Annotated in this window: 17 protein-coding genes and 1 tRNA gene; 5 read left to right on the top strand and 13 right to left on the bottom strand. The window is 65.2% G+C overall.

Features of this window, described 5'->3' with window-relative positions; all coding sequences use genetic code 11:
• Positions 1-180: 180 nt before the first annotated feature.
• Entirely contained in the window at positions 181-1,476 is a 1,296-nt protein-coding gene (locus AC1ZV1_RS04665; protein WP_484295715.1) for an NCS2 family permease, read from the bottom strand.
• Between the two features lie 464 nt (positions 1,477-1,940).
• Here AC1ZV1_RS04665 and AC1ZV1_RS04670 point away from each other — a divergent pair, with 464 nt between their 5' ends.
• The gene (locus AC1ZV1_RS04670) at positions 1,941-2,273 is read left to right on the top strand and encodes a SecDF P1 head subdomain-containing protein (RefSeq protein ID WP_484295716.1); all 333 of its coding nucleotides are present in this window, start codon (positions 1,941-1,943) and stop codon (positions 2,271-2,273) included.
• A gap of 179 nt (positions 2,274-2,452) precedes the next feature.
• Here the strand turns inward: AC1ZV1_RS04670 and glyA are convergent, their stop codons facing one another.
• Together glyA and AC1ZV1_RS04680 are read right to left on the bottom strand one after the other, a co-directional pair.
• The gene (gene glyA / locus AC1ZV1_RS04675) at positions 2,453-3,706 is read right to left on the bottom strand and encodes a serine hydroxymethyltransferase (protein ID WP_024763060.1); all 1,254 of its coding nucleotides are present in this window, start codon (positions 3,704-3,706) and stop codon (positions 2,453-2,455) included.
• A gap of 351 nt (positions 3,707-4,057) precedes the next feature.
• Positions 4,058-8,311, bottom strand: coding sequence for an EAL domain-containing protein (locus tag AC1ZV1_RS04680; protein WP_484295717.1), 4,254 nt, complete (start codon positions 8,309-8,311; stop codon positions 4,058-4,060).
• A gap of 356 nt (positions 8,312-8,667) precedes the next feature.
• Here AC1ZV1_RS04680 and ettA point away from each other — a divergent pair, with 356 nt between their 5' ends.
• On the top strand, positions 8,668-10,332 hold the full coding sequence (ettA, locus tag AC1ZV1_RS04685) for an energy-dependent translational throttle protein EttA (RefSeq protein ID WP_484295718.1): 1,665 nt from the start codon (positions 8,668-8,670) through the stop codon (positions 10,330-10,332).
• 57 nt (positions 10,333-10,389) lie between these two features.
• On the opposite strand, the gene AC1ZV1_RS04690 is transcribed toward ettA, so the two are convergent.
• A complete protein-coding gene (locus tag AC1ZV1_RS04690) occupies positions 10,390-10,686 on the bottom strand; it encodes a hypothetical protein (RefSeq protein WP_484295719.1) in 297 nt (98 codons plus the stop codon).
• 214 nt (positions 10,687-10,900) lie between these two features.
• Here AC1ZV1_RS04690 and gdhA point away from each other — a divergent pair, with 214 nt between their 5' ends.
• On the top strand, positions 10,901-12,235 hold the full coding sequence (gene gdhA, locus AC1ZV1_RS04695; protein WP_484295720.1) for an NADP-specific glutamate dehydrogenase: 1,335 nt from the start codon (positions 10,901-10,903) through the stop codon (positions 12,233-12,235).
• An 86-nt stretch (positions 12,236-12,321) separates the two neighbouring features.
• Here the strand turns inward: gdhA and AC1ZV1_RS04700 are convergent, their stop codons facing one another.
• The 9 genes from AC1ZV1_RS04700 to AC1ZV1_RS04740 all read right to left on the bottom strand — a co-directional run bounded on the left by AC1ZV1_RS04700 (position 12,322) and on the right by AC1ZV1_RS04740 (position 20,258).
• Entirely contained in the window at positions 12,322-13,353 is a 1,032-nt protein-coding gene (locus tag AC1ZV1_RS04700) for a cytochrome-c peroxidase (RefSeq protein ID WP_484295721.1), read from the bottom strand.
• Positions 13,354-13,481: 128 nt separating this feature from the next.
• Positions 13,482-13,841, bottom strand: a complete 360-nt coding sequence (locus AC1ZV1_RS04705; protein WP_484295722.1) for a hypothetical protein — start codon at positions 13,839-13,841, stop codon at positions 13,482-13,484.
• Between the two features lie 102 nt (positions 13,842-13,943).
• Positions 13,944-14,969, bottom strand: a complete 1,026-nt coding sequence (rtcA, locus tag AC1ZV1_RS04710) for an RNA 3'-terminal phosphate cyclase (protein WP_484295723.1) — start codon at positions 14,967-14,969, stop codon at positions 13,944-13,946.
• Between the two features lie 51 nt (positions 14,970-15,020).
• Positions 15,021-16,403 (bottom strand): HEAT repeat domain-containing protein, encoded by a 1,383-nt coding sequence (locus AC1ZV1_RS04715; RefSeq protein ID WP_484295724.1) that lies wholly within the window; start codon positions 16,401-16,403, stop codon positions 15,021-15,023.
• 49 nt (positions 16,404-16,452) lie between these two features.
• Positions 16,453-17,031, bottom strand: a complete 579-nt coding sequence (locus AC1ZV1_RS04720) for a hypothetical protein (protein ID WP_484295725.1) — start codon at positions 17,029-17,031, stop codon at positions 16,453-16,455.
• A gap of 9 nt (positions 17,032-17,040) precedes the next feature.
• Positions 17,041-18,267, bottom strand: a complete 1,227-nt coding sequence (locus AC1ZV1_RS04725) for an RtcB family protein (RefSeq protein WP_484295726.1) — start codon at positions 18,265-18,267, stop codon at positions 17,041-17,043.
• Positions 18,264-18,662, bottom strand: a complete 399-nt coding sequence (locus AC1ZV1_RS04730) for a zinc-ribbon domain containing protein (protein WP_484295727.1) — start codon at positions 18,660-18,662, stop codon at positions 18,264-18,266. Before AC1ZV1_RS04730 ends, AC1ZV1_RS04725 begins: the two co-directional genes overlap by 4 nt.
• Positions 18,663-18,693: 31 nt before the next feature.
• Complete coding sequence (locus tag AC1ZV1_RS04735) at positions 18,694-19,836, bottom strand: slipin family protein (RefSeq protein ID WP_484295728.1); 1,143 nt, start codon at positions 19,834-19,836, stop codon at positions 18,694-18,696.
• Positions 19,837-20,185: 349 nt separating this feature from the next.
• A tRNA-OTHER gene (locus AC1ZV1_RS04740) sits at positions 20,186-20,258 on the bottom strand.
• Between the two features lie 24 nt (positions 20,259-20,282).
• Here AC1ZV1_RS04740 and AC1ZV1_RS04745 point away from each other — a divergent pair.
• Together AC1ZV1_RS04745 and rtcR are read left to right on the top strand one after the other, a co-directional pair.
• Positions 20,283-20,546 carry a hypothetical protein gene (locus tag AC1ZV1_RS04745; protein WP_484295729.1) on the top strand — a complete coding sequence of 88 codons (264 nt, stop codon included), beginning with the start codon at positions 20,283-20,285 and terminating at the stop codon, positions 20,544-20,546.
• On the top strand, positions 20,543-22,156 hold the full coding sequence (gene rtcR / locus AC1ZV1_RS04750; protein ID WP_484295730.1) for an RNA repair transcriptional activator RtcR: 1,614 nt from the start codon (positions 20,543-20,545) through the stop codon (positions 22,154-22,156). The genes AC1ZV1_RS04745 and rtcR overlap by 4 nt, the downstream gene beginning before the upstream one ends.
• Positions 22,157-22,188 lie beyond the last annotated feature (32 nt).

The raw sequence follows: 22,188 nt of genomic DNA on the forward strand, positions 1-22,188 counted from the left end.
AAACTCTTCAAAAGGGCCCGGACTTGCCGGACCGCCTTTCGTCTAAGGACAACTCGAAACCATCGGGAAGTGCGAGCTAGGTCAGACAAGGCGCCAGGTCGATTCGGAAGCGGAGGGTAAATGAGCATTCCGGATTGACCTGGCAACGCAGTATGGCCGACGCGCAGCAGCCCCCTTAACTCAAGCGTTGAACCAGCCCAGCTTGATCACGAACAGGATCGACAGAATGATCAGCGCCGGGTTCAGCTCGCGGAAGCGGCCGGACAGCAGCTTGCAGGCGGTCCAGGTGATGAAGCCGAAGGCGATGCCGTTGGCGATGGAGAAGGTCAGCGGCATGGCCAGCGCGGTCACCACTACCGGTGCGGCGACAGTCAGGTCGTCCCAGTCGATCTCGGCCAGGCCCGAGGCCATCAGCACGGCGACGAAGAACAGTGCGGGCGCAGTGGCGAAGGCCGGCACGTTGCCCGCCAGCGGGGCGAAGAACAGCGCCAGCAGGAACAGTACGGCGACCACGATGGCGGTCAGGCCGGTGCGGCCGCCGGCGGAAACGCCCGCTGCCGATTCGATGTAGCTGGTGGTGGTGGAGGTGCCCAGCAGCGAACCGACCATGGCGGCAGAGCTGTCGGCGATCAGGGCACGGCCCATCTTCGGCATGTGCCCGTCCTTGCCCATCAGGCCGGCACGCTTGGCCACGCCGATCAGGGTGCCGGAGTTGTCGAACAGGTCGACGAAGAGGAAGGCGAAGATCACGCTGAACAGGCCGATGTCCAGTGCGCCCTTGATATCCAGCTGCAGGAAGGTCGGTGCCAGCGACGGCGGCATCGATACCACGCCACCGAACTGGGAGACGCCGATGGCGATGGAGAGGAAGGTCACCACCAGGATGCCGATCATCACCGCGCCGGTCACGCGGCGGGCTTCCAGGGCGACGATCAGGATGAAGCCGAGGATCGCCAGTAGCGGCGCTGGCTTGGCCAGGTCACCCATGCCCACCAGGGTCGCCTGGTTGGCGACCACGATGCCCGATTCCTTCAGCGCGATCAGCGCGAGGAACAGGCCGATGCCGGCAGCGATCGCCGAGCGCAGCGCCAGGGGAATGCTGTTGATGATCCACTCGCGGATGCGGAAGATCGAAATGATGAAGAACATGCACGCGGAGAGGAACACCGCACCGAGCGCGACCTGCCAGGTGTGGCCCATGTGCAGGACCACGGTGTAGGTGAAGAAGGCGTTCAGGCCCATGCCGGGAGCCAGGGCGATCGGGTAGTTGGCGATCAGGCCCATCACCGCCGAGCCGATGGCGGCGGCCAGGCAGGTTGCCACGAAGATCGCGCCTTTATCCATGCCCGTCTCGCCGAGGATGCTCGGGTTGACGAAGAGGATGTAGGCCATGGTCAGGAAGGTAGTGATACCCGCCAGGATCTCGGTGCGCACAGTGGTATTGTGTGCCTTGAGTTGGAACAGCTTTTCCAGCATGTTTGGCTCCCCGTGACGCGCTTGCGCCGTTATCGTTCTGGCCGGGAAAAGCAAGGTGCATGCCCAGGTGGGCCCTGCGCCTTTTCTTGTGACCGGCAAAAGGCGCGCATGATACCAGCTTGCCCGAAGCCGGAGAATTTCTGACCGGACCGCCAGCATCCGTTCGTCTGCAAGCTTAGTCGCGGGTGCCGACCAAGGGCGTGCAACTTGTACGCTGGCGACGGTCTGACTCTTCATGACCTTGGCTATCACCCTGGCCTGACCGGGCCATCCTGTCCGATTCGCAGTCGATGAAACGCTCTATTCCGATCCTTCTTGCCTCATTGTTGGGCGCCTCCTTGCTGGGTGCGTGTGCCGGTGCGCCGCCCTCGGTTCCGCAGCACAGCTTCGATGTTCATGCCGTGGCGGAGGAGCCCACAGCCAGCACCCGCACCCTCGCGGACCCACAAGGCAAGGCGGTGCTGGTGGCAACCCATCCCGCATTGACCCAGCGCGACGTGCAGCGGGCCGAACTGGCCAGCGTAGCCGACGGCAAGCCGGCGGTGCGTGTGCTGTTCACGCCCGAAGCCAGCCAGCGCCTGGCGAAACTGACCCAGGAAGAGCAGGGCAAGGCCCTGGCGGTGGTCATCGACGGGCAACTGCGCCTGCTGCCCAGGGTGACGCGGGTAGTGACCGACGGGCAGGTGATGCTCAAGGGCTTCGCCAGCCAGGACGAAGCCCAGACGCTGGTGCGGCGGCTCAATGAACTGCGGGATGTGCCGGTGCAGCCGGAGCAGAAATCTGGCGGGCAGCCGTAGCTTCTATATAGAGGGCGCGCCCGGTGGGCGCTCATCGCGGGGGGGGGGGCGCTCCTGCAGGTTGCTCCTCCTGTACGAGACGAAATTGCAGGAGCGGGCCACGCCCGCGATGTCCCGTCAGGGAGGCAGACATGAAAAAGCCCGGCATCTGCCGGGCTTTTTCGTTTCGCGGGTTCGGCTTAGGCGCCGTAGACCGGGAACTTGGCGCAGATCGCCTTGACCTTCTCGCGCACGCCGTCCACCACGGACTCGTCGCCCATGTTGGTCAGGATGTCGCAGATCCAGCCAGCCAGCTCGCGGCACTCGGCTTCCTTGAAGCCACGAGTGGTCACGGCGGGGGTGCCGATACGCAGGCCGGAGGTGACGAACGGGGAACGCGGGTCGTTCGGCACGCTGTTCTTGTTCACGGTGATGAAGGCACGACCCAGGGCGGCGTCGGCGTCCTTACCGGTGATGTCCTGCTTGATCAGGGACAGCAGGAACAGGTGGTTCTGGGTGCCGCCGGAAACCACGTCGAAGCCGCGCTCGATGAACACGCTGGCCATGGTCTGGGCGTTCTTCAGGACCTGCTGCTGGTAGGCCTTGAACTCGGGTTGCAGGGCTTCCTTGAAGCACACGGCCTTGGCGGCGATCACGTGTTCCAGCGGGCCACCCTGGGCACCCGGGAAGACAGCGGAGTTCAGCTTCTTCTCGATCTCTTCGTTCTTGCGAGCGAGGATCAGGCCGCCGCGCGGGCCGCGCAGGGTCTTGTGGGTGGTGGTAGTGACCACGTCGGCGAACGGCACCGGGTTCGGATAGACGCCAGCGGCGACCAGACCGGCCACGTGGGCCATGTCGACGAACAGGTAGGCACCGACCTTGTCGGCGATAGCGCGGAAGCGGGCGAAGTCCAGGACCTGGGAATAGGCGGAGAAGCCGGCGACGATCATCTTCGGCTTGTGCTCGACAGCCAGGCGCTCGACTTCGTCGTAGTCGATCAGGCCGGCGTCGGTGATGCCGTACTGCACGGCGTTGTACAGCTTGCCGGAGGAAGAAACGCTGGCGCCGTGGGTCAGGTGACCACCGTGGGCCAGGCTCATGCCCAGGATGGTGTCACCGGCCGACAGCAGGGCCAGGTAGACGGCGGCGTTGGCCTGGGAGCCGGCGTGCGGCTGGACGTTGGCGTAGTCGGCGCCGAACAGCTCCTTGGCGCGGTCGATGGCCAGTTGCTCGACGACGTCGACGTACTCGCAACCGCCGTAGTAGCGCTTGCCCGGGTAGCCTTCGGCGTATTTGTTGGTCAGCACCGAACCCTGGGCTTCCATCACCGCCGGGCTGGTGTAGTTCTCGGAGGCGATGAGCTCGATGTGCTCTTCCTGGCGCTGGGCTTCCTGCTCCATCGCGGCGAAGAGTTCGGCATCGTAGCGGGCGAGGGTCAAATCACGGCTGAACATGGCGGTCCTCTTAAGGATCGGGTGCTGGGGGAAAGGCGCGCATTCTAACCCAAGGCGGCGGGGCTGGCACATGAAAGGCGGTCATGTGCCTGACAAGCGGGGTTCAAGGCCAGCAGGTACGCGGAAGTGAGAGCAATTTGGCACCGATGGTGGGCGGGATGTAGGGGCAACTATTTTTCCCTGAAAGTTCGTGCCTGGAATTTTCCCTCTCCCTGAAGGTAGAGGGGGCCGCCTGGTGCTGGTTGAGGCCGAAGTGTCAGCCGGCACGGACAGCTCCCTCTCCCTTCAGGGGGAGGGCCGGGGAGAGGGCAAGCCCCCGGAACGATATTTCAGGTAGGAGCGGATGTGCGATCAGCCGAGCAGGAAGATCGCGTTGCTGGCGAACAGTGCGGCGAACTGGTCCGCCGGCACCGGGCGGCCGAAGAGGAAGCCCTGTACTTCGTCGCAACCGTGCTCGCGCAGGAACTCCAGCTGCTCGTGGCTCTCCACGCCCTCGGCGATCACCATCAGGTTCAGGCTGTGAGCCATGGCGATGATGGCACGGGCGATCTGTGCGTCCTGCTCGCCGTGCGGCAGGCCGTCGACGAAGCTGCGGTCGATCTTCAGCACGTCGATGGGGAACTGCTTCAGGTAGTTGAGCGAGGAGTAGCCGGTGCCGAAGTCGTCCACCGCGATGGCCAGGCCAAGACGCTTCAGCCCCTGAAGTATCTGCATGGCCTGGGAAACGTCGCTCATCAGGATGCTTTCGGTCAGTTCCAGCTCCAGGCATGCCGGGGCGATGCCGGTGTCCTCGAGGATGCCGGCGATGCGCTCGCCCAATTGGCCGTCGGCGAACTGCCGGGCCGAGAGGTTCACGGAAATCTTCGGTACCCGCACCTTGTCGCGGTGCCAGGCGCGCAGCTGCAGGCAGGCCTGCTCCAGCAGCCAGTCGCCGACCTGGGCGACCAGGCCGAGCTCTTCCAGCACCGGGATGAACTCCGCCGGCGGGATCAGGCCACGCTTGGGATGCTGCCAGCGCAGCAGCGCCTCGGCGCCGGTCAGGCGGCGGCCGTCGCCCGTGAACTGCGGCTGGTAGTGCAGGACGAATTCGTGCAGCTCGATGGCGCGGCGCAGGTCGCTTTCCAGTTCCAGGCGTTCCAGGGCGCGGGCGTTCATCTCGGCCTGGTAGAACTGGAAGTTGTTCTTGCCCATCTCCTTGGCGTGGTACATCGCCGTGTCGGCGTTCTTCATCAACTGGCTGAGCTCGGCGCCGTCCTGCGGCGAAAGCGCGACGCCGATGCTGGCGGTAACGAAGAACTCGCGGCCTTCCAGGGTGAAGGGGCGGGCGAGGCTGGAGAGGATCTGCTCGGCGACCTGGATCGCCTGCCGGAGCGCCTTCTCGCGGTCTCTCTGGCCGGGCAGCAGCAAGGTGAATTCATCGCCGCCCATGCGCGCCACGGTGTCGTCGTCGCTGACGCAATGGCTCAGGCGCTCGGCCACTTCCTTGAGCATGCGGTCGCCCGCCGCATGGCCGAGGGAGTCGTTGATCGGCTTGAAGCGATCGAGGTCGAGGAACATCAGCACCACCCACTGCTGGTGCCGTTCGGCCTGCAACAGGGCGGTGTGCAGGCGATCCTGGAACAGTGTGCGGTTGGGCAGGTGGGTCAGGGCGTCGTAGTAGGCCAGGCGGTGGATGCGCCGTTCGCTGGCCTTGCGCTCGCTGATGTCGCTGAAGAAGCAGACGAAGCTGACCAGATCGCCTTCCTCGTCGTGTACCGCGGTGATGCCGACCCAGCTCGGGTAGAGCTCGCCGTTCTTGCGCTTCTGCAGGATCTCGCCTTCCCAGCTGCCGCTTCTGAGCAGGCTTTCCATCACGTGCTTGAGCTGGTTGGCCTCCTGGCGGTCGGCGGTGAGCAGGCGCGGCAGCTGGTCCAGCACTTCCTCGGCGGAATAGCCGGTGAGGCGGCTGAAGGAATCGTTGATCTGCACGATGTAGCCGGCTGGGTCGGTGACCATGATCGCCGCCGTGGAGTGCTCGAAGACTGTGGCGGCCATGCGCATCTCGCGCTCGGCGCGACGTTGCTGGCTGATGTCGCGGGCAACGCCGAGCAGGCCTTCGAAGCGGCCGTGGTCGTCCCACATCAGGGCGATGCGCAGCTCCACGGGGATCTTGTGGCCGTCGGCGTGCAGGCAGTCGAGGCTGAACAGTTGCGGCTCGGCGTTCTCACGCAGTTCCGCCAGGCGCTTGGGCTCGCCGATGGCGGTGCGCACACGGTGCAGGAGTTCTTCCAGGCGTTCGAGCTGCGCCGGGTTGGCGGCCACCTGCTGGAAACCGTTGGACAGCACCCAGTCGGGGCTGTAGCCGAACACCTGCTGGATCGACGGGCTGATGTAGTTGAGCTTGACCTGGGCGTCAGTGGAGAGGATCACGTCGCTGATGCTCTCGGCGAGCATGCGGTAGCGGCGGCCGCTCTCGCGCAGGGAGTTGTGTGCCTCGACTGTGTCGGTGATGTCCTTGGCCACGCCGATCAGGCGCGCCACACGACCGGACGCGTCGCGGGTGAAGGCCTGCTCGCGGATGTCGAACCAGTGCCAGCTGCCGTCGCGGTGACGCCAGCGTAGCTGGCTGTCCAGCAGCAGGCCGTCGCCCACCACTTGCTGCAGGTTGCGCACGCGCCAGTAGTACTCGACGTCGTCCGGGTGCAGCACCTTTTCCCAGAAGCGCTCGCCCATCTCGTGCAGTTCGTCGCTGCTGTAGCCGAGCTGGTGGCCGAGATTGTGGTTGCTGAAGATCACCCGGCGCGCAGCGATGTCGTGGATGTACAGGGTGTCCGGCACCGCGCGTACCGCATCGGACCAGAACTTCTCGCGCTCGATCAGCGACAGCTCGACCTGCTTGCGGCTGGTGATGTCCGACAGGCTCAGGGTGACAGCGTGGAAGTCCTGGATCATCTCCGGCACGCGCAGTTGCAGCCACAGGTGGCGCTGCTCGCCCTGGCGGGTATGGATGCAGGCCTCCAGCTCGACCATGCCGTGGCCGTGCAGCACGGCTTCGAGCACCTTGCTGCGCACGCCGTCCGGGCGCATGCCGGCGCCGCCGACGAGGACCTGCCAGGCCTGCTCGGTGGTGCTGACGCCCATCAGCCGCTTGGCGACGTTGTTGATCTCGGTGATGCGCACCTGGCGCAGCAGCCAGGGCAGGCGCTCGGGCTGCGAGGCGAGCCACTCGCGCAGGTCGCTCTGCCGGCGCAGGTTGAGATCCACCAGGCTCTGGCGCAGGGCTGAGAGGTCGAGCACGCAGAGGGCGACGCCGACGCCGTCGAAGATGTCCTGGTAGCGCCGGCGGGTCTCCTCGAGGATGTGCAGCGCCTGCTGCTCCTCGGTGACGTCGCGCAGCACCCAGACCTGCCCGCCCTGGGGCAGGTTGCCGCGCAGCACCCAGGTCTGCTCCGGCGACAGCGGGCTGTCGTCCAGCGAGTGGTGGCTGACAGCGAACAGACGAGCCTGGCCGGTGTCGTTGACGCGCACCAGTTCGGAGCCATTGTCGGGTGATGCATCGGCGCCGTTGAGCAGGCCGCCCAGGCCGGGCAGGAGCTCCAGCAGGTGATGCTCGCCGGCCTTGTCGGCGGAGATGCCGAACAACTGCTCGGCCTGCGGGTTGAGGTAGGCCAGGCGGCCGTCGGCGCGGGTCACCAGCACCCGCTCGTCAATGGCGCCCAGTGCCTGTGCAGCCTGGCGCAGACTCTGCTGCGACTCCACGGTCAGTGCGCGCAGGTTCTGCTGTTCGCGTTGCAGGCGGAGCAGGGCGGCGCCGGCGATGCCCCCCAGCACCAGCAGCAACGCCAGTTCACCGCCCAGACGTGGCAGCAGGGTGGCGCGGACCTGCCGGTCGTCGAATTGCGGGTGCAACTGCCAGTCGGTGTTCTGGATGTCCAGGCCATCGAGGCTTTGCGCCTGCTCCAGCGGCGAGGCCGCGGACAGCGGGCCGGGGCGGTAGCCGGTGGAGCGGCCGAGAACTTTCTGCTGGACGTCGTCCACAAGGAGCCAGTCCGGCGACCCAGGACGTATCTGCGCCGCCCAGCCACGCCGGGCAATCTTCTCGTCGAGGCGGATGACGCTGTCGCCTTCGCCGGGCTCGGTGGCCTTCAGCCAGACGTAGAAGTGGCCCCCGTTCTCCTCGCTGAAGGCGTAGTGGTAGTCCTGCCGAGCGCTGCGTTGGCGCAGGGCCTCGATGAACGCCGCATCCTTGATGCCGCTGGCCGAGTCGCGTACGGGCACGCCGCTGGCGTCCAGGCGGACCAGGCTGTGGAAGGATGGGTAGATGTGTTTCAGGCCGGCGATCAGCGGCGCTTGGCCATCGCTTTCGTTGCGGTCGAGTTCCTGTTGCAGCAGGGCCTGGGCCGCCACTGCCTTGAGCTGCAGGGTCAGGGCGATCCGCTGGGCCATCTGCTCGCCGTGCAGCACCACCCGTTCGCGCTCGAAGCGCTCCTGGCTACGGAACTCCTGGTGCAGCTGCCAGCCCAGCAGGGCGAGCATGAACAGCACCAGCAGCACCAGCGCGGTCCGGGTCGCCACGCGGCCAGGCCTGGCCAGGGCGTCCGGAGGAGTACGGGGGAAGATAGACAAGGACTTGGGAACCTGGGGGCGATACGGCTGAATTCGGCGCTGGCTAGGATGCCCGGAAAGGCGGCGAAGTGCCAGTACGGCCGACGAGCGTCGTTTGCCCTTCCCGGTTCATTCCGGTAGCTTTGCCGCACGCGCGCGTTCGTACATGCGCGAACTGTACATAGAAAGTGCGGTGCATAAAGTACATCCGCAGCGAGTCCCGCGCGAAGGGCCGTCCATCGGCCGTTCGTGCCCGCCGGCAGCCAGCTCCCCTGAGTTCACGTGCTGCCGCTCCGGCCAGAGAGCCGGCGTCCCGGAACCTGCCGTCGTCCGTTCCGGCCATCCCGATCACCATTCATCCCAGAAGTCAGGTATCCATGGCTCAATACGTCTACACCATGCACCGGGTCGGCAAGGTCGTGCCGCCCAAGCGTGAAATCCTCAAGAACATCTCCCTGTCGTTCTTCCCCGGCGCCAAGATCGGCGTGCTCGGCCTGAACGGCGCGGGTAAATCCACCCTGCTGCGCATCATGGCTGGCGTCGACACCGAGATCGAAGGTGAAGCCCGCCCGATGCCAGGCATCAACGTCGGCTACCTGCCGCAGGAGCCCAAGCTCGATCCGCAGGCCACCGTTCGCGAGATCGTCGAAGAGGCCGTTGGTCAGATCAAGGCCGCCCAGGCCCGTCTGGACGAGGTCTACGCCGCCTACGCCGAGCCGGACGCCGACTTCGATGCGCTGGCCGCCGAGCAGGCCAAGCTGGAAGCCATCCTCCAGGCGTCCGATGGCCACAACCTGGAGCGCCAGCTGGAAGTCGCCGCCGACGCCCTGCGGCTGCCGCCGTGGGATGCCAGGATCGAACACCTCTCCGGTGGTGAGAAGCGCCGTGTCGCCCTGTGCCGCCTGCTGCTGTCCGCCCCGGACATGCTGCTGCTGGACGAACCGACCAACCACCTGGACGCCGACTCCGTCGCCTGGCTGGAGCACTTCCTCCACGACTTCCCTGGCACCGTGGTAGCGATTACCCACGACCGTTACTTCCTCGACAACGTTGCCGGCTGGATTCTCGAGCTGGACCGAGGCCAGGGCATCCCGTTCGAAGGCAACTACTCCGGCTGGCTGGAATCCAAGGCCAACCGCCTGGCCCAGGAAGCCAAGCAGGAAGCCTCCCACGCCAAGGCCATGAAGGCCGAACTGGAGTGGGTGCGCCAGGGCGCGAAGGCTCGTCAGTCCAAGTCCAAGGCCCGTCTGCAACGCTTCGAGGAAATGCAATCGCAGGAATTCCAGAAGCGCAGCGAGACCAATGAGATCTACATCCCGGCCGGTCCGCGCCTGGGCGACAAGGTCATCGAGCTGCACAACGTCAGCAAGGGCTACGGCGATCGCCAACTGATCGATGATCTGTCGCTGAGCATTCCCAAGGGCGCCATCGTCGGCGTGATCGGCGGCAACGGCGCGGGTAAATCGACCCTGTTCCGCATGCTGACCGGCAAGGAGCAACCGGACTCGGGCACCATCGAGATCGGCGAAACCGTACAGATTGCCAGCGTCGACCAGAGCCGTGAAATCCTCGACGGCAACAAGACCGTGTGGGAGCAGGTGTCCGACGGCTTCGAGCAGATCAAGATCGGCAACTACGAAGTCCCGTCGCGCAGCTATGTTGGCCGCTTCAACTTCAAGGGTGGCGACCAGCAGAAGTTCGTCAAGGACCTCTCCGGTGGTGAGCGTGGCCGTCTGCACCTGGCCCTGACCCTGAAGCAGGGCGGCAACGTGCTGCTGCTCGACGAACCGTCCAACGACCTCGACGTGGAAACCCTGCGTGCGCTGGAAGAAGCGCTGCTGGACTTCCCGGGCGCCGCCATCGTGATTTCCCACGATCGCTGGTTCCTGGACCGCATCGCGACCCACATCCTCTCCTACGAGGACGATGGCAAGGTGGTCTTCTTCGAAGGCAACTACACCGAGTTCGAAGCCGATCGTAAAAAGCGCCTGGGCGATGCTGCCTCGCAGCCGCACCGCGTGCGTTACAAGAAGCTGGCGTAAGCCGCTTCTGACTGAAAACGGGGCCTTCGGGCCCCGTTTTTTTGCGTTTCGGAAAGCTCAGCGGCTGCGCTTGAGGTCGTCCAGGGTGCGGCGCTGTTCCTCCAGCTGGCGCTGCAGTGTGTCGATTTGCCGCGCCTGGTCCTGCAGGGTGCGTTGCTGGTCTTCCAGCTGGCGCGACATGCGCTGCAGGTCATCGGTGCTGAAGTTCGACTTGTGGATAACGTCACTGTCGAATGTATCCGCCACCACCAGCGCACCGGACTCGGTGAAGTTGCCTAGTTTCATGGCTCCGCAGGCCGGCAGGGCGAAAGTGAAGGCGAGCGCGGCGAGCAGCGTGAGCGGACGTGCGGGCATCGAGAAAGGTCCTGTCGAGGAATGATTTGAGTGCATGTTTCTATTGATTTTGTATACAGGAATCTGTTTTTCTGCCGGTCCGGCGGGCGTGGAATTTATATTTTTGCACCATAAAGATTCATAAACGCGTCACATCGCACTATCTCGGTGCGACGTGGATTGTTAGAGTCTGCCGGCAAAAAGCATCACATAACCAGAAAAGTACCGGTGAGATATGACGCAATCCGTTGACTCGTTCCTCGAGCGCCTCAAGCGGCGCGATCCCGACCAGCCCGAATTCCACCAGGCGGTGGAAGAGGTGCTGCGCTCCCTCTGGCCCTTCCTCGAAGCCAACCCGCACTACCTGCAGGCCGGCATCGTCGAGCGCATCGTCGAGCCCGAACGCGCGATCCTGTTCCGTGTACCGTGGGTGGATGACGCCGGGCGAGTGCGGGTCAACCGTGGTTTCCGCATTCAGATGAGCAGCGCCATCGGCCCGTACAAGGGTGGCCTGCGTTTCCACCCGTCGGTGAACCTGGGCGTGCTGAAGTTCCTGGCCTTCGAGCAGGTCTTCAAGAACTCGCTGACTTCGCTGCCCATGGGCGGCGGCAAGGGTGGTTCGGACTTCGATCCCAAGGGCAAGAGCGATGCCGAAGTCATGCGCTTCTGCCAGTCGTTCATGAGCGAGCTGTTCCGCCATGTCGGCGCTGACCTCGACGTACCGGCCGGTGACATCGGCGTGGGCGCCCGAGAGATCGGCTACCTGTTCGGCCAGTACAAGCGCCTGTCCAACGAGTTCACCTCGGTGCTGACCGGCAAGGGCATGACCTACGGCGGCAGCCTGATCCGCCCGGAAGCCACCGGCTACGGCTGCGTGTACTTCGCCCAGGAAATGCTCAAGGCCCGCGAGAGCGGCTTCGATGGCCAGCGCGTGGCGATCTCCGGTTCGGGCAACGTGGCCCAGTACGCCGCGCAGAAGGTCATGGAACTGGGCGGCAAGGTGATTTCCCTGTCCGACTCCGAAGGCACCCTGTTCATCGAGGCTGGCCTGACCCTGGAGCAGTGGGAAGCGGTGATGGAGCTGAAGAATGTCCGTCGCGGCCGTCTCAGCGAGATGACCGGCCCCGGCCTGCGCTTCATTGCCGGTCAGCGCCCCTGGTCGCTCGCCTGCGACATCGCGCTGCCCTGCGCCACCCAGAACGAGCTGGACGCCAACGACGCGCGCACCCTGCTGGCCAATGGCTGCATCTGCGTAGCCGAAGGGGCCAACATGCCGTCGACCCTGGAGGCTGTGGACATCTTCCTTGAGGCGGGCATCCTCTACGCGCCGGGTAAGGCCTCCAACGCCGGTGGTGTCGCGACCAGCGGCCTGGAGATGAGCCAGAATGCCATGCGCCTGCTGTGGACCGCCGGTGAAGTGGACCAGCGCCTGCACGGCATCATGCAGAACATCCACCATGCCTGCGTCGCCTACGGCGAGGAGAAGGGCCGGATCAACTACGTCAAGGGCGCCAACATCGCCGGCTTCGTCAAGGTCGCCGACGCCATGCTGGCCCAGGGCGTGGTCTGATCGCTCCGCCAGTATGAAAAACGGGCCCCCTGGGCCCGTTTTTCATTTGGGGGCTGAAGTGCAGGCTGTCCCCGACAGGTCTTCCGTCAATCCACGGGTTTTGGCGTGCTGGCGGTGCTCGGTGGCAGCAGCGGGTACTCCACCTTCGGCTGCTTGCCAGTGGCGGTCTTGAGGAAGGCGACGATGTCGCCGATTTCCTCGGCGTTGAGCTGCTTGCCCAGTTGCGCAGTGCCCATGATCGCCACGGCTTCCTCCAGGTCCCAGACCTGCCCGCTGTGGAAGTACGGCGCGGTCAGCGCGATGTTGCGCAGGGGCGCGGCGCGGAAGACGTAGGCGTCATTCTGCGTCTTGGTCACCTCGAAGCGGCCCTTGTCGCCGGTGGGCAGGATCTTGCCGTCAGGCTGCTTCACCAGGCCGAACGGGAAGTAGGCCTGGCCGCCCAGGTTCACGCCGTTGTGGCAACTGATGCAGCCCGCGCTCATGAACGTCTGCAGGCCATTTTTCTCTCTGGCGTCGAGGGCCTTGTCGTCGCCCTTGAGGTAAAGGTCGAATCGCGAGTCCGGGGTGATCAGGGTGGATTCGAAGGCCTGCAGGGCGCGGGCCATGTTGTCGAAGCTGACCGCTTGCTTGTCGCCGGGGAAGGCCTTTTCGAAGGCCGCGATGTATTCGGGCATGCTGCGCAGGGTCGCCTCCACGTTCTTCGGCGTGTTGTGCATTTCCACCGGATTCTGCACCGGCCCCTTGGCCTGTTCCTCGAGGTCCTTGGCGCGGCCATCCCAGAATTGCGCGACATTGAAGACGGCATTGAACACGGTGGGAGAGTTGCGCGCGCCTTTCTGCCAGGCGTGTCCGCTGGACGCGGGAACGTTGTCGGCCCCGCCGGTACCGATGTTGTGGCAGGTATTGCAACTGATCACGTGGCTGGAGGACAGGCGTGGCTCGAAGAACAGCTGCCGACCCAGTTCGATCTGGTTGGGATCGAGCGCGTCGCTGGCCTGCGCCGGGATGGGCTTGAAGATGCTGTTGGCGCTGTCGCGCAGTGGGTCGGCGTTCGCGTGCGCCGCGGCCGTGCTCACGGCCAGCAGCAAGCTGCCCAGGGCCAGTTTGATGGGCTGCATGTGGAGTCTCCTTGTCTCAGGCGTTGGTTTCTTTCTTCTGAGTTCAAGGAGAGGGCAGTGAGAGGGTTGGCGGCTTGACCGAAATCAAGCGACCGGCCCGATGCCGGTGCGGATGGTTGCCGCAGCGGTCAGTTGCCGCGCAGGGCGCGGGACAGGGCGCGGTCCTTTTCCTGTTCCCAGTCGTGGTCCCGGTCGCTGTTGCGCTGCTCTTCATACTGCTGGCGTTCCTGGCTCACGCGCATCGCCTGGCATTGCTGGAAACCGTCGTTCCAGCCCAGGGCATATGTCGGCTCGTCCAGGTAGCGCGGCACGTTTTTGCGGAACTCGCCGGTGATGGCCCCGGCTGCCTGGCGACCGCTGCCGCAGCCGTCGTCATAGCCGTCGGCATAGGCCGGTGGGTAGCCCCGGGCGAGGAGGGTTTCGTGGGTGGTTTCGCAGCCGGCGAGCAGCGCGGCGCAGAGCAGGACGAGGGTGGCGCGGTGCGCCATGGAGACTCCCGTGTGCCGGTGAGGCGGGCACACGCGCCGGAAGAGGTCGCGCCACTCGAGGTGACTTGGCGCGACTCTAGCCAGCGGCTGGTGAGGAAAGCGTCAAGCCGGTGTGATGCGGATGTGCTGGCCGCCTGCGGTGCGTGGTTCGCAGTCGATACGTACCGGCAGGAAGGCTTCGATCACCGCGCGGTTGCTCAGCAGGTGATCGCTGAGCAACGGGGTGGTGAAGCTGCCACCGCCGGCCAATGCCATGGGCAGTAGCAGCTGGTCGGCGAGATGTTCCTCGACGCTGGTGCCGCTGCGGCGCCAGTCATCGGCCTGACGCAGCGCCTGGCTGGCGACGCGCTCGGCGCTGACGCCGGACTGGCCGAAGGCGCAGAACACCAGGGTCAAGTGCTCGCACGCGATCTCCAGCAGCAGTGCGTTGCCCGGGCCCTGGTCCTCTGGAAGGCGGACGACCTCGGAGTGCGCAGCTTTCCAGTCCTGATGCCGCTTCACCTTTTCCACCTCGCGATCCCCCACGTGACCGGGAATGGCTGCCAGCAGTGCGCGGGCCGAACGCGAGCGCTCGCCTCCGGTCTCCGGCAGATGCAGCGGCTGCAATTCGCCGGGCTCCGCACGCACCTTCAACTCACCGCCGCCCGCCGGCATGAATCCATGGCGCAGCAGCTCGAAGTCGACCGTTGCGCCCATGCGCCGCAGCAACGGCAGCCAGCTGCGCTCGATGAAGTCCGCCGGCGGTGCCAGCGGATTGTGCGTGCCGCCGCTGATCGCCAGGCTGCTCGGCGCATCGGCGAACAGCAGGGCGGGCAGCAGCGTCTGCAAGACCAGCACGGCACTGCCCGCGCTGCCAACGGCGAAGCGATAGTCGCCGCCGCGAATCGCGCCGGGGCGGAAGGTCAGGCTGCGCGAGCCGAGCTCGTCGCCTTCCACCGCGGCGCCGCAGATTTCCGCCGCCGCGCGCACGGCCGTCAGGTGCTGGCGCAGCAGTCCCGGTCGCGAGCGGCGGCCACGGATGTTGACGATGCGCAGCGCCTTGCCGGTGATCATCGACAGGCTCAGCGCGCTGCGCAGGATCTGCCCGCCTCCGTCGGCGCCGTCGAGTTCGATCAGGTTCTTGTTCATCTGGCGTATTTCCCCTTCCACTCGCCTGGCCCTGAGTCGGGCGGGTTGAGTTCAATCAATGCAGGTCAGGCTCCCCTTGGGGAGCTGGCCGGTATTCACCAGATGCTTGATCCGTTCGCCAAGGGCTTGCCGCTCCTCTCGAGATGTCAGCGAATCGAGGGCGGGATAGCGCTGGTAGCTCCACGTGCATAGCTCGTTCAACCAGTAGTTGGAGTCCTGCTCCTCCTCGACCTTGTTCAGGAAAAATGCCATTCGTTGCCAGTAGGCAAGCAGCCGGAATACCAAGTCGCGCCGGGTGACCTCCAGAGTTTTCCAGCGTTGCTCCAGATACTGGCAGACCGGCTGTTGCAGCGTTTTCCAGGGTAGTTTGACGAGCTTCATCATGGCTCCACGGAAGACCTTGGGAGATGAGTCATCGAGCAGCTTCATGAGGACCGATATCTCCGAGTCATCGAGCTGCGAGGTGGCCGCCAGGCGAACCCGTGCACTCGTCGAGCACAATGCGGTATCTCGCCACTCCGGGGAGACGGGCTTACCCAGGGTGATGCTGAGTCCCAGCACGCCAAGCCAGGCGTTTGTGGTTGCAGGCATCGCTCCGGCCACTCGTTTCGCCAGCGTCTCTGCAGGTTGGATGTTCGAACGCTGTGCATACCAGAGAGCGATTGAGCGCACACTTGCGGAGCTGTCCAGTAGTCCGCCCTCCAGTGTTTCCTGATGTGGCATTGCTTCGCCCATGAGCAGCCGCAAGGCGCGGCCACGCACTGTCGCCGAGCGGTTGTGCAGGGCCTCAAGCAGCAGGTGCTGCCGCGGCGAGTCAGGAAGGCGCTTTCCGGCCTCCACTGCCTGCATGCGGACGACCGGATCCGGGTGGCGCAGCGCTTGTTGCAGCAGGTCCGGTGATCCGTCGCCTTTGGCCAGCAAACCAAACAGGAAGCGCGAGGCCTGCCCGCGCAGTCCGAGCCAGGTTGAGCGGACCTCAGTGGTGTGCTCCGGTTCGGCAAGCAGCGTCTGAATGCGTTGCAGCAATGGGCGGTGATCGCCGCGTTGCTGGCGACTCAGGGCGAGCAGGTGGGGGAGGTTCTGTAGCAGCAGGGACACCTGACTTTCTTTCAGGTACGACTCAATCCCCTGCAACGCCTGTTCGCGTACCGATGGGACCCAGTCGTTGGCGCGCTCGAGCAGTATCTGAAGCGCTTCCTGTGTGTGGCATTGGGCAAGTACCTTGACTGCCAGCTCGCGGGTGTAACCGTTGTAGCTACGGCTATGTGCCGGCCAGTCTGTCTGGATGTCGGCATTTTCCAGCAGGTTGAGGGCTTCGTTGACGTAGCAGTTGGAGTCGCTGGCATGCTGCTGCGTCAGCCAGTTGCGCAACTGCTGCTTCAGGTCAGCGGCAATGCCGAGCGGCGATCTCTCCGGTACGGTTGATTCCTTCATTTGTATCTCCTTGTCGTGTGCTCGCGAAGCGACACGCGCTGTGGTGTGCTCAGTCCGTCGCGCTGGCGGCCAGCGCGGACAATGTCCGTCGTCGCGGGTTGTACAGGGTGAGGCACCAGATGCCCCACCATTCCTTGCCGTCGTCGAAGTAGCGGCTCCAGTGGCTGCGGTGCGGTTCGGCATTGCTGTCGCCGACCCAGTCGAGTACCTGCAGGCCTTCGTCCGGATACAGCCGCAGCGCCTGCAGCCACTCGCGGAAGTCCGCTACCTGCAGCTGGGTACCGTAGGGTGGGTCGCGGAAGGCGCGGCACAGCGGGCCGTCGTCGCGGGCCAGTTCGCGCACTGCCTCGATGACGAGTGCCTGCGAGCGGGCCTGGGCCAGGTCTGGTGTCAGGTCCGGCCAGGCATGGGTAGCGTATTGCGGGTGGCGGGCGATGACGTCCGCCTGCCACGTCTGCGCGCGTTGCTGGATGGATTCGAACAGCAACTGCACCGCCTGGCGATGTTCCGCTTCGCCGGGCGTGGCGGTCGGGTCGAGTGTCAGCACGCGGAAGTCGAAGACGCAGCCCGCCTGTTCCAGGCGGGCGCGCAGCTCTTCCGTGCGCTGGTTTTCCATGGGTTGCAGCATGTCCTTACCTCATCCTTTCACGCACACCACCTGGCGCAGGGTATGCAGTACTTCCACCAGCTCGCGCTGGGCGTCCATCACGGCGTCGATGTCCTTGTAGGCCATCGGGATCTCGTCGATCACGTCCGCATCCTTTCGGCATTCGACGTGGGCGGTGGCGCGAATCTGGTCCTCGACGCTGAACAGCTTCTTCGCCTTGGTCCGGCTCATGGTCCGCCCGGCGCCGTGACTGCACGAGCAGAACGCCTCTTCGTTACCCAGCCCACGGACGATGAAGCTCTTGGCGCCCATCGACCCCGGAATGATGCCGAGCTGGCCTTTCTGCGCAGACACCGCGCCTTTGCGCGTCACCAGTACCTCTTCGCCGAAGTGGCGCTCCTTCTGCACGTAGTTGTGGTGGCAGTTCACCGCTTCCAGGTTCGCTTCGAACGGCTTGCGGATGACCTGTCGGGCTGCCGCGATCACCGCGCGCATCATCAGTTCGCGGTTCTGCCGGGCAAAGTCCTGTGCCCAGCCCACGGCTTCCACGTAGTCGTCGAAGTGCTGGCTGCCTTCCTCGAAGTAGGCCAGGTCGCGGTCCGGCAGGTTGGCGATGTGCTGGCGCATATCGGCCTGGGCCAGTTCGATGAACAGGTTGCCGATGGCGTTACCCACACCGCGCGAGCCGCTGTGCAGCATGAACCAGACGCGGTTGGCCTCGTCGAGGCAGACCTCGATGAAATGGTTGCCGGTGCCGAGGGTTCCCAGGTGCTTGCGGTTGTTGGTCTTCTCCAGTTTCGGGTGCTTGTCGGTGATTACCTTGAAGCGGCCGGCCAGTGCGCGCCAGGCGTCGTCGGCATGCTCCGGCACGTTTTCCCAGGCGCCTTTATCGCGGCCTGCCCGGGTGTTGCTGCGCCCGTGGGGCACGGCCTTCTCGATGGCGGTGCGCAGGCCGTGCAGGTTGTCCGGCAGGTCCGCGGCCACCAGCGAGGTGCGCGCGGCGATCATCCCGCAGCCGATATCCACGCCCACGGCCGCCGGGATGATGGCGCCCTTGGTGGGAATCACGCTGCCGATGGTCGAACCCTTGCCCAGGTGCACGTCCGGCATCACGGCCAGGTGCTTGAAGATGAAGGGCATCTTCGCGGTGTTCATCAGTTGCTGCCTGGCGTCGTCTTCCACCGGCACGCCCTGGGTCCAGAGCTTGATCGGTTTGCCGTTGGCGACTTCCAGCAGTTGGAAGGTCTTGGTATTCATGTTTCGACTCTCTTCTGTTGCGTGGCGAGCTGGCCGGCAGCGGGTTGTGCCCGGCCATCGCGAATGCGTTTGTTCAATCGACAGGTGCGGCAGCGTATCGCCGTGGAAAACACCTGTCCCTGACAGTCTTCGTACCACCACTTCTGCTGGGTGGCGGTCCAGGTCTGTTCGGCGCCGCAGTCGTGGCAGGTGAAATCCTCGTCCTCGTACCAGCCGCGGCGCACGAACAGCGGGTCGCCGTAGCTGTTGTAGGGGGCCAGGTTCGAACGGTTGACCGGGAAGCTGCCGGGCGGCGCCAGGCGGCTTTCCGGCTGCCTGGCCCGTTCGGCCTTCCAGGCCTTGCGCCGCTCGCGCTTCTGGCGGATTTCATGGCGGCGCTGCTTGTTGCTTTTCACCGTGCTGTCTCCTGCGCCGGGCAGGCCCGGGTCAGGCCTGCTTCAGCGTTACCAGTCCATTCAATACCTGATCCAGGCCGCCGAATACCGAGATGCGGTCGATCCGTTCGGCTACCCGCTCCAGCGTTTCCAGCTCCTTCAGGCGCAGGGCGGTGGGGTTGTCTTCCATCACCTTGGCGGTGTTCAGCAGCGAGCGGGTCGCCGAGGTTTCTTCGCGGCGGCGGATCACGTTCGCTTGCGCGGCTTTTTCGGCCTCCACTACCTGGGCCAGCAGGGTCTTCATCTCGCCTGGCAGGATGATGTCGCGCACGCCCAGGCCGCTGACCTCGATGCCGGTGCCCTGCAACCGCTCCTTCAGGTAGGCGCCTACCGAGTCGTCGATCACCTGCTTGTTCTCCAGCAGCTCATCCAGCGAGCGGGTGCCCACCGCCGCGCGCAAGCCGAACTGCAGCTCGCGGTAGAGGTGCTCCAGCGGCTTGGACAGGCTGGAAAACGCCGTCAGCACATCGCTGTAACGCCAGTTGGCGGCCAGGTTCAGACGCAGGCTCACCTTGTCGCGTGTGAGGATTTCCTGGCCGCTGACTTCCAGCGCCTGGATCCGTGTATCGATCAGCTCCACGCTCACCTGGCGGTTGTAGCGCCAGAAGCCGTACTGGCCGGCCGGCAGTAACTCGACCACCGCGCCGTCGACCTTCAGCACGCCGACCTGGTAGGCCGGCACCAGGGTGATCAGCAGCGCCTCGGCGCCGATCACGCTGCGGCCGCGCAGGTTGCCCTGCATCTGCTGCAGCAGTGCCTGGGTGACGCGGTACTCCTGGCTCAGGTCGATACGCTCCAGGCGCTGCTCGGTCTGGCCTTTCCAGTACAGCCGGCGGCTGCCCGGCGCGAGGATTTCCACCAGCACACCGTCCTCGAAGCGCAGGCCGGCCTCGTTCTCGGCCAGGTCCATGCGGGTCAAGTAGCGTTCGACCAGTGCAGGTTCCGACTGGCGCAGGTAGCCGGCCAGACGGTGCTCGAACAGCGGGGTGTTCAGGCTGAAGGTTTCCACGCTCAGGCGGTTGAACAGGTCCAGGTAGCGGTGGATGCCCGGCTCGAGGATCGCCAGGAAATCGCCCTCGGAGTACAGCAGGCCGCGTTCGTTCTTCTTCACGGTAAAGCGCTTCAGCAGTTTCATTGCTCTCTTCCTTCTTTCTCTTGTCCTTGGGTGCCGGTGTTCGCCGGCCCGTCGGGTGGCGAGGCGGGGGCCTGCGAGAGCCAGGTGCTGCGGACGTCCTGTCCATTGCGCCGAATCCATCGGCCAGCACGTGCCTTGTCGCAGGCCCGGTCCTCGTACCGGGCGGGCCGGCGGTGGCTTTGGGTCCCTGGCGTATCCGGCCTTCCTGGCCTCTTTGCGCCTGTCCCGTCGCCCACCGGCGGGGTATCGCTTTCATGAGTAGCTGCCTTAACAGGGCAGTGTTCGAGCGGGAGTCGAACCCGCGACAGGCCATCCGAAAATGGCTGCTCTACCGGACTGAGCTATCGAACGGCGCGGGCAGGATTCGAACCTGCGACGGCTCCCGCGAAGGGGAGTGCTCTACCGGGCTGAGCTACCGCGCCATCGACCGTGACTGCTGCAGCGGCATGCACGAAGCCGACACCAGGGGTGGGCTCGGGCACCGGCGGGAGTTGAAGTCCCTGCCCGTGGGCTGCATCAGCGATGCGGTCGAGGGAGATATAGCGAGGGGCGTGCCAGGTTTGTTCTTATGGTCGGAGAATATTTATAACTATCTGATAAATAACGATTTAGTTATTTTCATGTTGTGCGTGATCGACGTCGTCGGCTGGCCGGAATGGCGATATATGGATATCCTGGGATCGTTATTTATCTTTATGGATAAAAAATGAAAGCCAAGAAAACCGTGGCCATCGGCTTCCTCGGTTCCACACTGGATCGCGTCGGCAAGGGCGCGGCGCGCTGGCAGAAGTGGCGGCCCACGGTCGGCCTGTGCCAGCAGCAGGATCTGCTGGTCGACCGCCTGGAGCTGATCCACGGGCTGGATGTGCGGGATGTCAGCCTGGCCGAGCGCATCGCCGCCGACGTGCGGCTCGTCTCGCCGGAGACCGAGGTGCGCCTGCAGCCCATGGCGCTGCGCAACCCGTGGGACTTCGAGGAGGTGTACGGCGCGCTGCACGACTTCGTCGGCGGCTACGCCTTCGATACCGAGCACGAGGACTACCTGGTGCACATCACCACCGGGACCCACGTCGCGCAGATCTGCTGGTTCCTCCTGACCGAGGCGCGCTACCTGCCGGCGCGGCTGGTGCAGGCTTCGCCGGCGCGGCGCAAGGACGAGGCGCGGCAGCCGGAAGGGACGGTGGCGGTGATCGACCTCGACCTGTCGCGCTACGACCGCATCGCCACGCGCTTCCGCCGTGAGCAGGAAGAAAGCCTGGTCTTCCTCAAGTCCGGCATCGCCACGCGCAACGCCGACTTCAACCGTTCCATCGAGCAGATCGAGCGGGTCGCCGGGCGCTCTCGCGCGCCGATGCTGCTGATCGGCCCGACGGGCGCTGGCAAGTCGTTCCTGGCCCGCCGCGTCTACGAACTCAAGCGCGCGCGGCACCAGTTCCAGGGCCGCTTCGTCGAGGTGAACTGCGCGACCTTGCGCGGCGACGGCGCCATGTCCGCGCTGTTTGGCCACATCAAGGGCGCCTTCACCGGCGCGCAGAACGCCCGCGAAGGCCTGCTGCGTGCGGCGGATGGCGGCATGTTGTTTCTCGACGAGATTGGCGAGCTGGGCCTGGACGAGCAGGCGATGCTGCTCAAGGCCATCGAGGAAAAACGCTTCTTCCCGCTGGGCTCGGACCGCGAGGTGGGTAGCGACTTCCAGCTGATCGCCGGCACCCACCGCGATTTGCGCGAGCGCGTTGCCGAGGGTCTGTTCCGCGAGGACCTGTTCGCCCGCATCAACCTCTGGACCTTCGACCTGCCGGGGTTGGCTGGGCGTCGTGAGGACATCGAGCCGAACATCGACTTCGAGCTGGAGCGCCACGCTCGCGAGCAGGGGCGGCTGGTGCGCTTCAACCGTGAGGCGCGCACGCGCTACCTGGCGTTCGCCAACTCGGCGCAGGCGCTGTGGAGTGGCAACTTCCGCGAGCTGTCGGCGTCCATCACGCGCATGGCGACCCTGGCCGACAGTGGACGGATCGACGAGGCGCTGGTGGAGGAGGAGATCGGCCGGCTGCGCCGCTCCTGGGGCGCTACCCAGACACAGAGTCTGCTGGATCGCTTACTGGGGGAGGAGGGCGCCGAGGCGTTGGACCTGTTCGACCGCGTGCAGCTGGAAGCGGTGATCGACGTCTGCCGTCAGGCACGCAACCTGTCTGATGCTGGCCGGCAGCTGTTCGCTGTCTCGCGCCAGGAGAAGCAGAACCCCAACGACGCTGACCGCCTGCGCAAGTACCTGGCGCGCTTTGGCCTGGATTGGGCCGGCATCAGCGACGGGGTGCGTTAGAATCGGCGTTTTGCGGTAGCGGCAAGGAGCCG

Source organism: Pseudomonas sp. BB438, from assembly GCF_057180225.1.

Excerpts from the sequence above, each read along its gene's own strand:
- AC1ZV1_RS04665 (WP_484295715.1), bottom strand. The coding sequence starts at position 1,476 with ATGCTGGAAAAGCTGTTCCAACTCAAGGCACACAATACCACTGTGCGC.
- glyA (WP_024763060.1), bottom strand. The coding sequence starts at position 3,706 with ATGTTCAGCCGTGATTTGACCCTCGCCCGCTACGATGCCGAACTCTTC.
- ettA (WP_484295718.1), top strand. The coding sequence starts at position 8,668 with ATGGCTCAATACGTCTACACCATGCACCGGGTCGGCAAGGTCGTGCCG.
- AC1ZV1_RS04690 (WP_484295719.1), bottom strand. The coding sequence starts at position 10,686 with ATGCCCGCACGTCCGCTCACGCTGCTCGCCGCGCTCGCCTTCACTTTC.
- gdhA (WP_484295720.1), top strand. The coding sequence starts at position 10,901 with ATGACGCAATCCGTTGACTCGTTCCTCGAGCGCCTCAAGCGGCGCGAT.
- AC1ZV1_RS04700 (WP_484295721.1), bottom strand. The coding sequence starts at position 13,353 with ATGCAGCCCATCAAACTGGCCCTGGGCAGCTTGCTGCTGGCCGTGAGC.
- AC1ZV1_RS04705 (WP_484295722.1), bottom strand. The coding sequence starts at position 13,841 with ATGGCGCACCGCGCCACCCTCGTCCTGCTCTGCGCCGCGCTGCTCGCC.
- rtcA (WP_484295723.1), bottom strand. The coding sequence starts at position 14,969 with ATGAACAAGAACCTGATCGAACTCGACGGCGCCGACGGAGGCGGGCAG.
- AC1ZV1_RS04715 (WP_484295724.1), bottom strand. The coding sequence starts at position 16,403 with ATGAAGGAATCAACCGTACCGGAGAGATCGCCGCTCGGCATTGCCGCT.
- AC1ZV1_RS04720 (WP_484295725.1), bottom strand. The coding sequence starts at position 17,031 with ATGCTGCAACCCATGGAAAACCAGCGCACGGAAGAGCTGCGCGCCCGC.
- AC1ZV1_RS04725 (WP_484295726.1), bottom strand. The coding sequence starts at position 18,267 with ATGAATACCAAGACCTTCCAACTGCTGGAAGTCGCCAACGGCAAACCG.
- AC1ZV1_RS04735 (WP_484295728.1), bottom strand. The coding sequence starts at position 19,836 with ATGAAACTGCTGAAGCGCTTTACCGTGAAGAAGAACGAACGCGGCCTG.
- AC1ZV1_RS04745 (WP_484295729.1), top strand. The coding sequence starts at position 20,283 with ATGCACGAAGCCGACACCAGGGGTGGGCTCGGGCACCGGCGGGAGTTG.
- rtcR (WP_484295730.1), top strand. The coding sequence starts at position 20,543 with ATGAAAGCCAAGAAAACCGTGGCCATCGGCTTCCTCGGTTCCACACTG.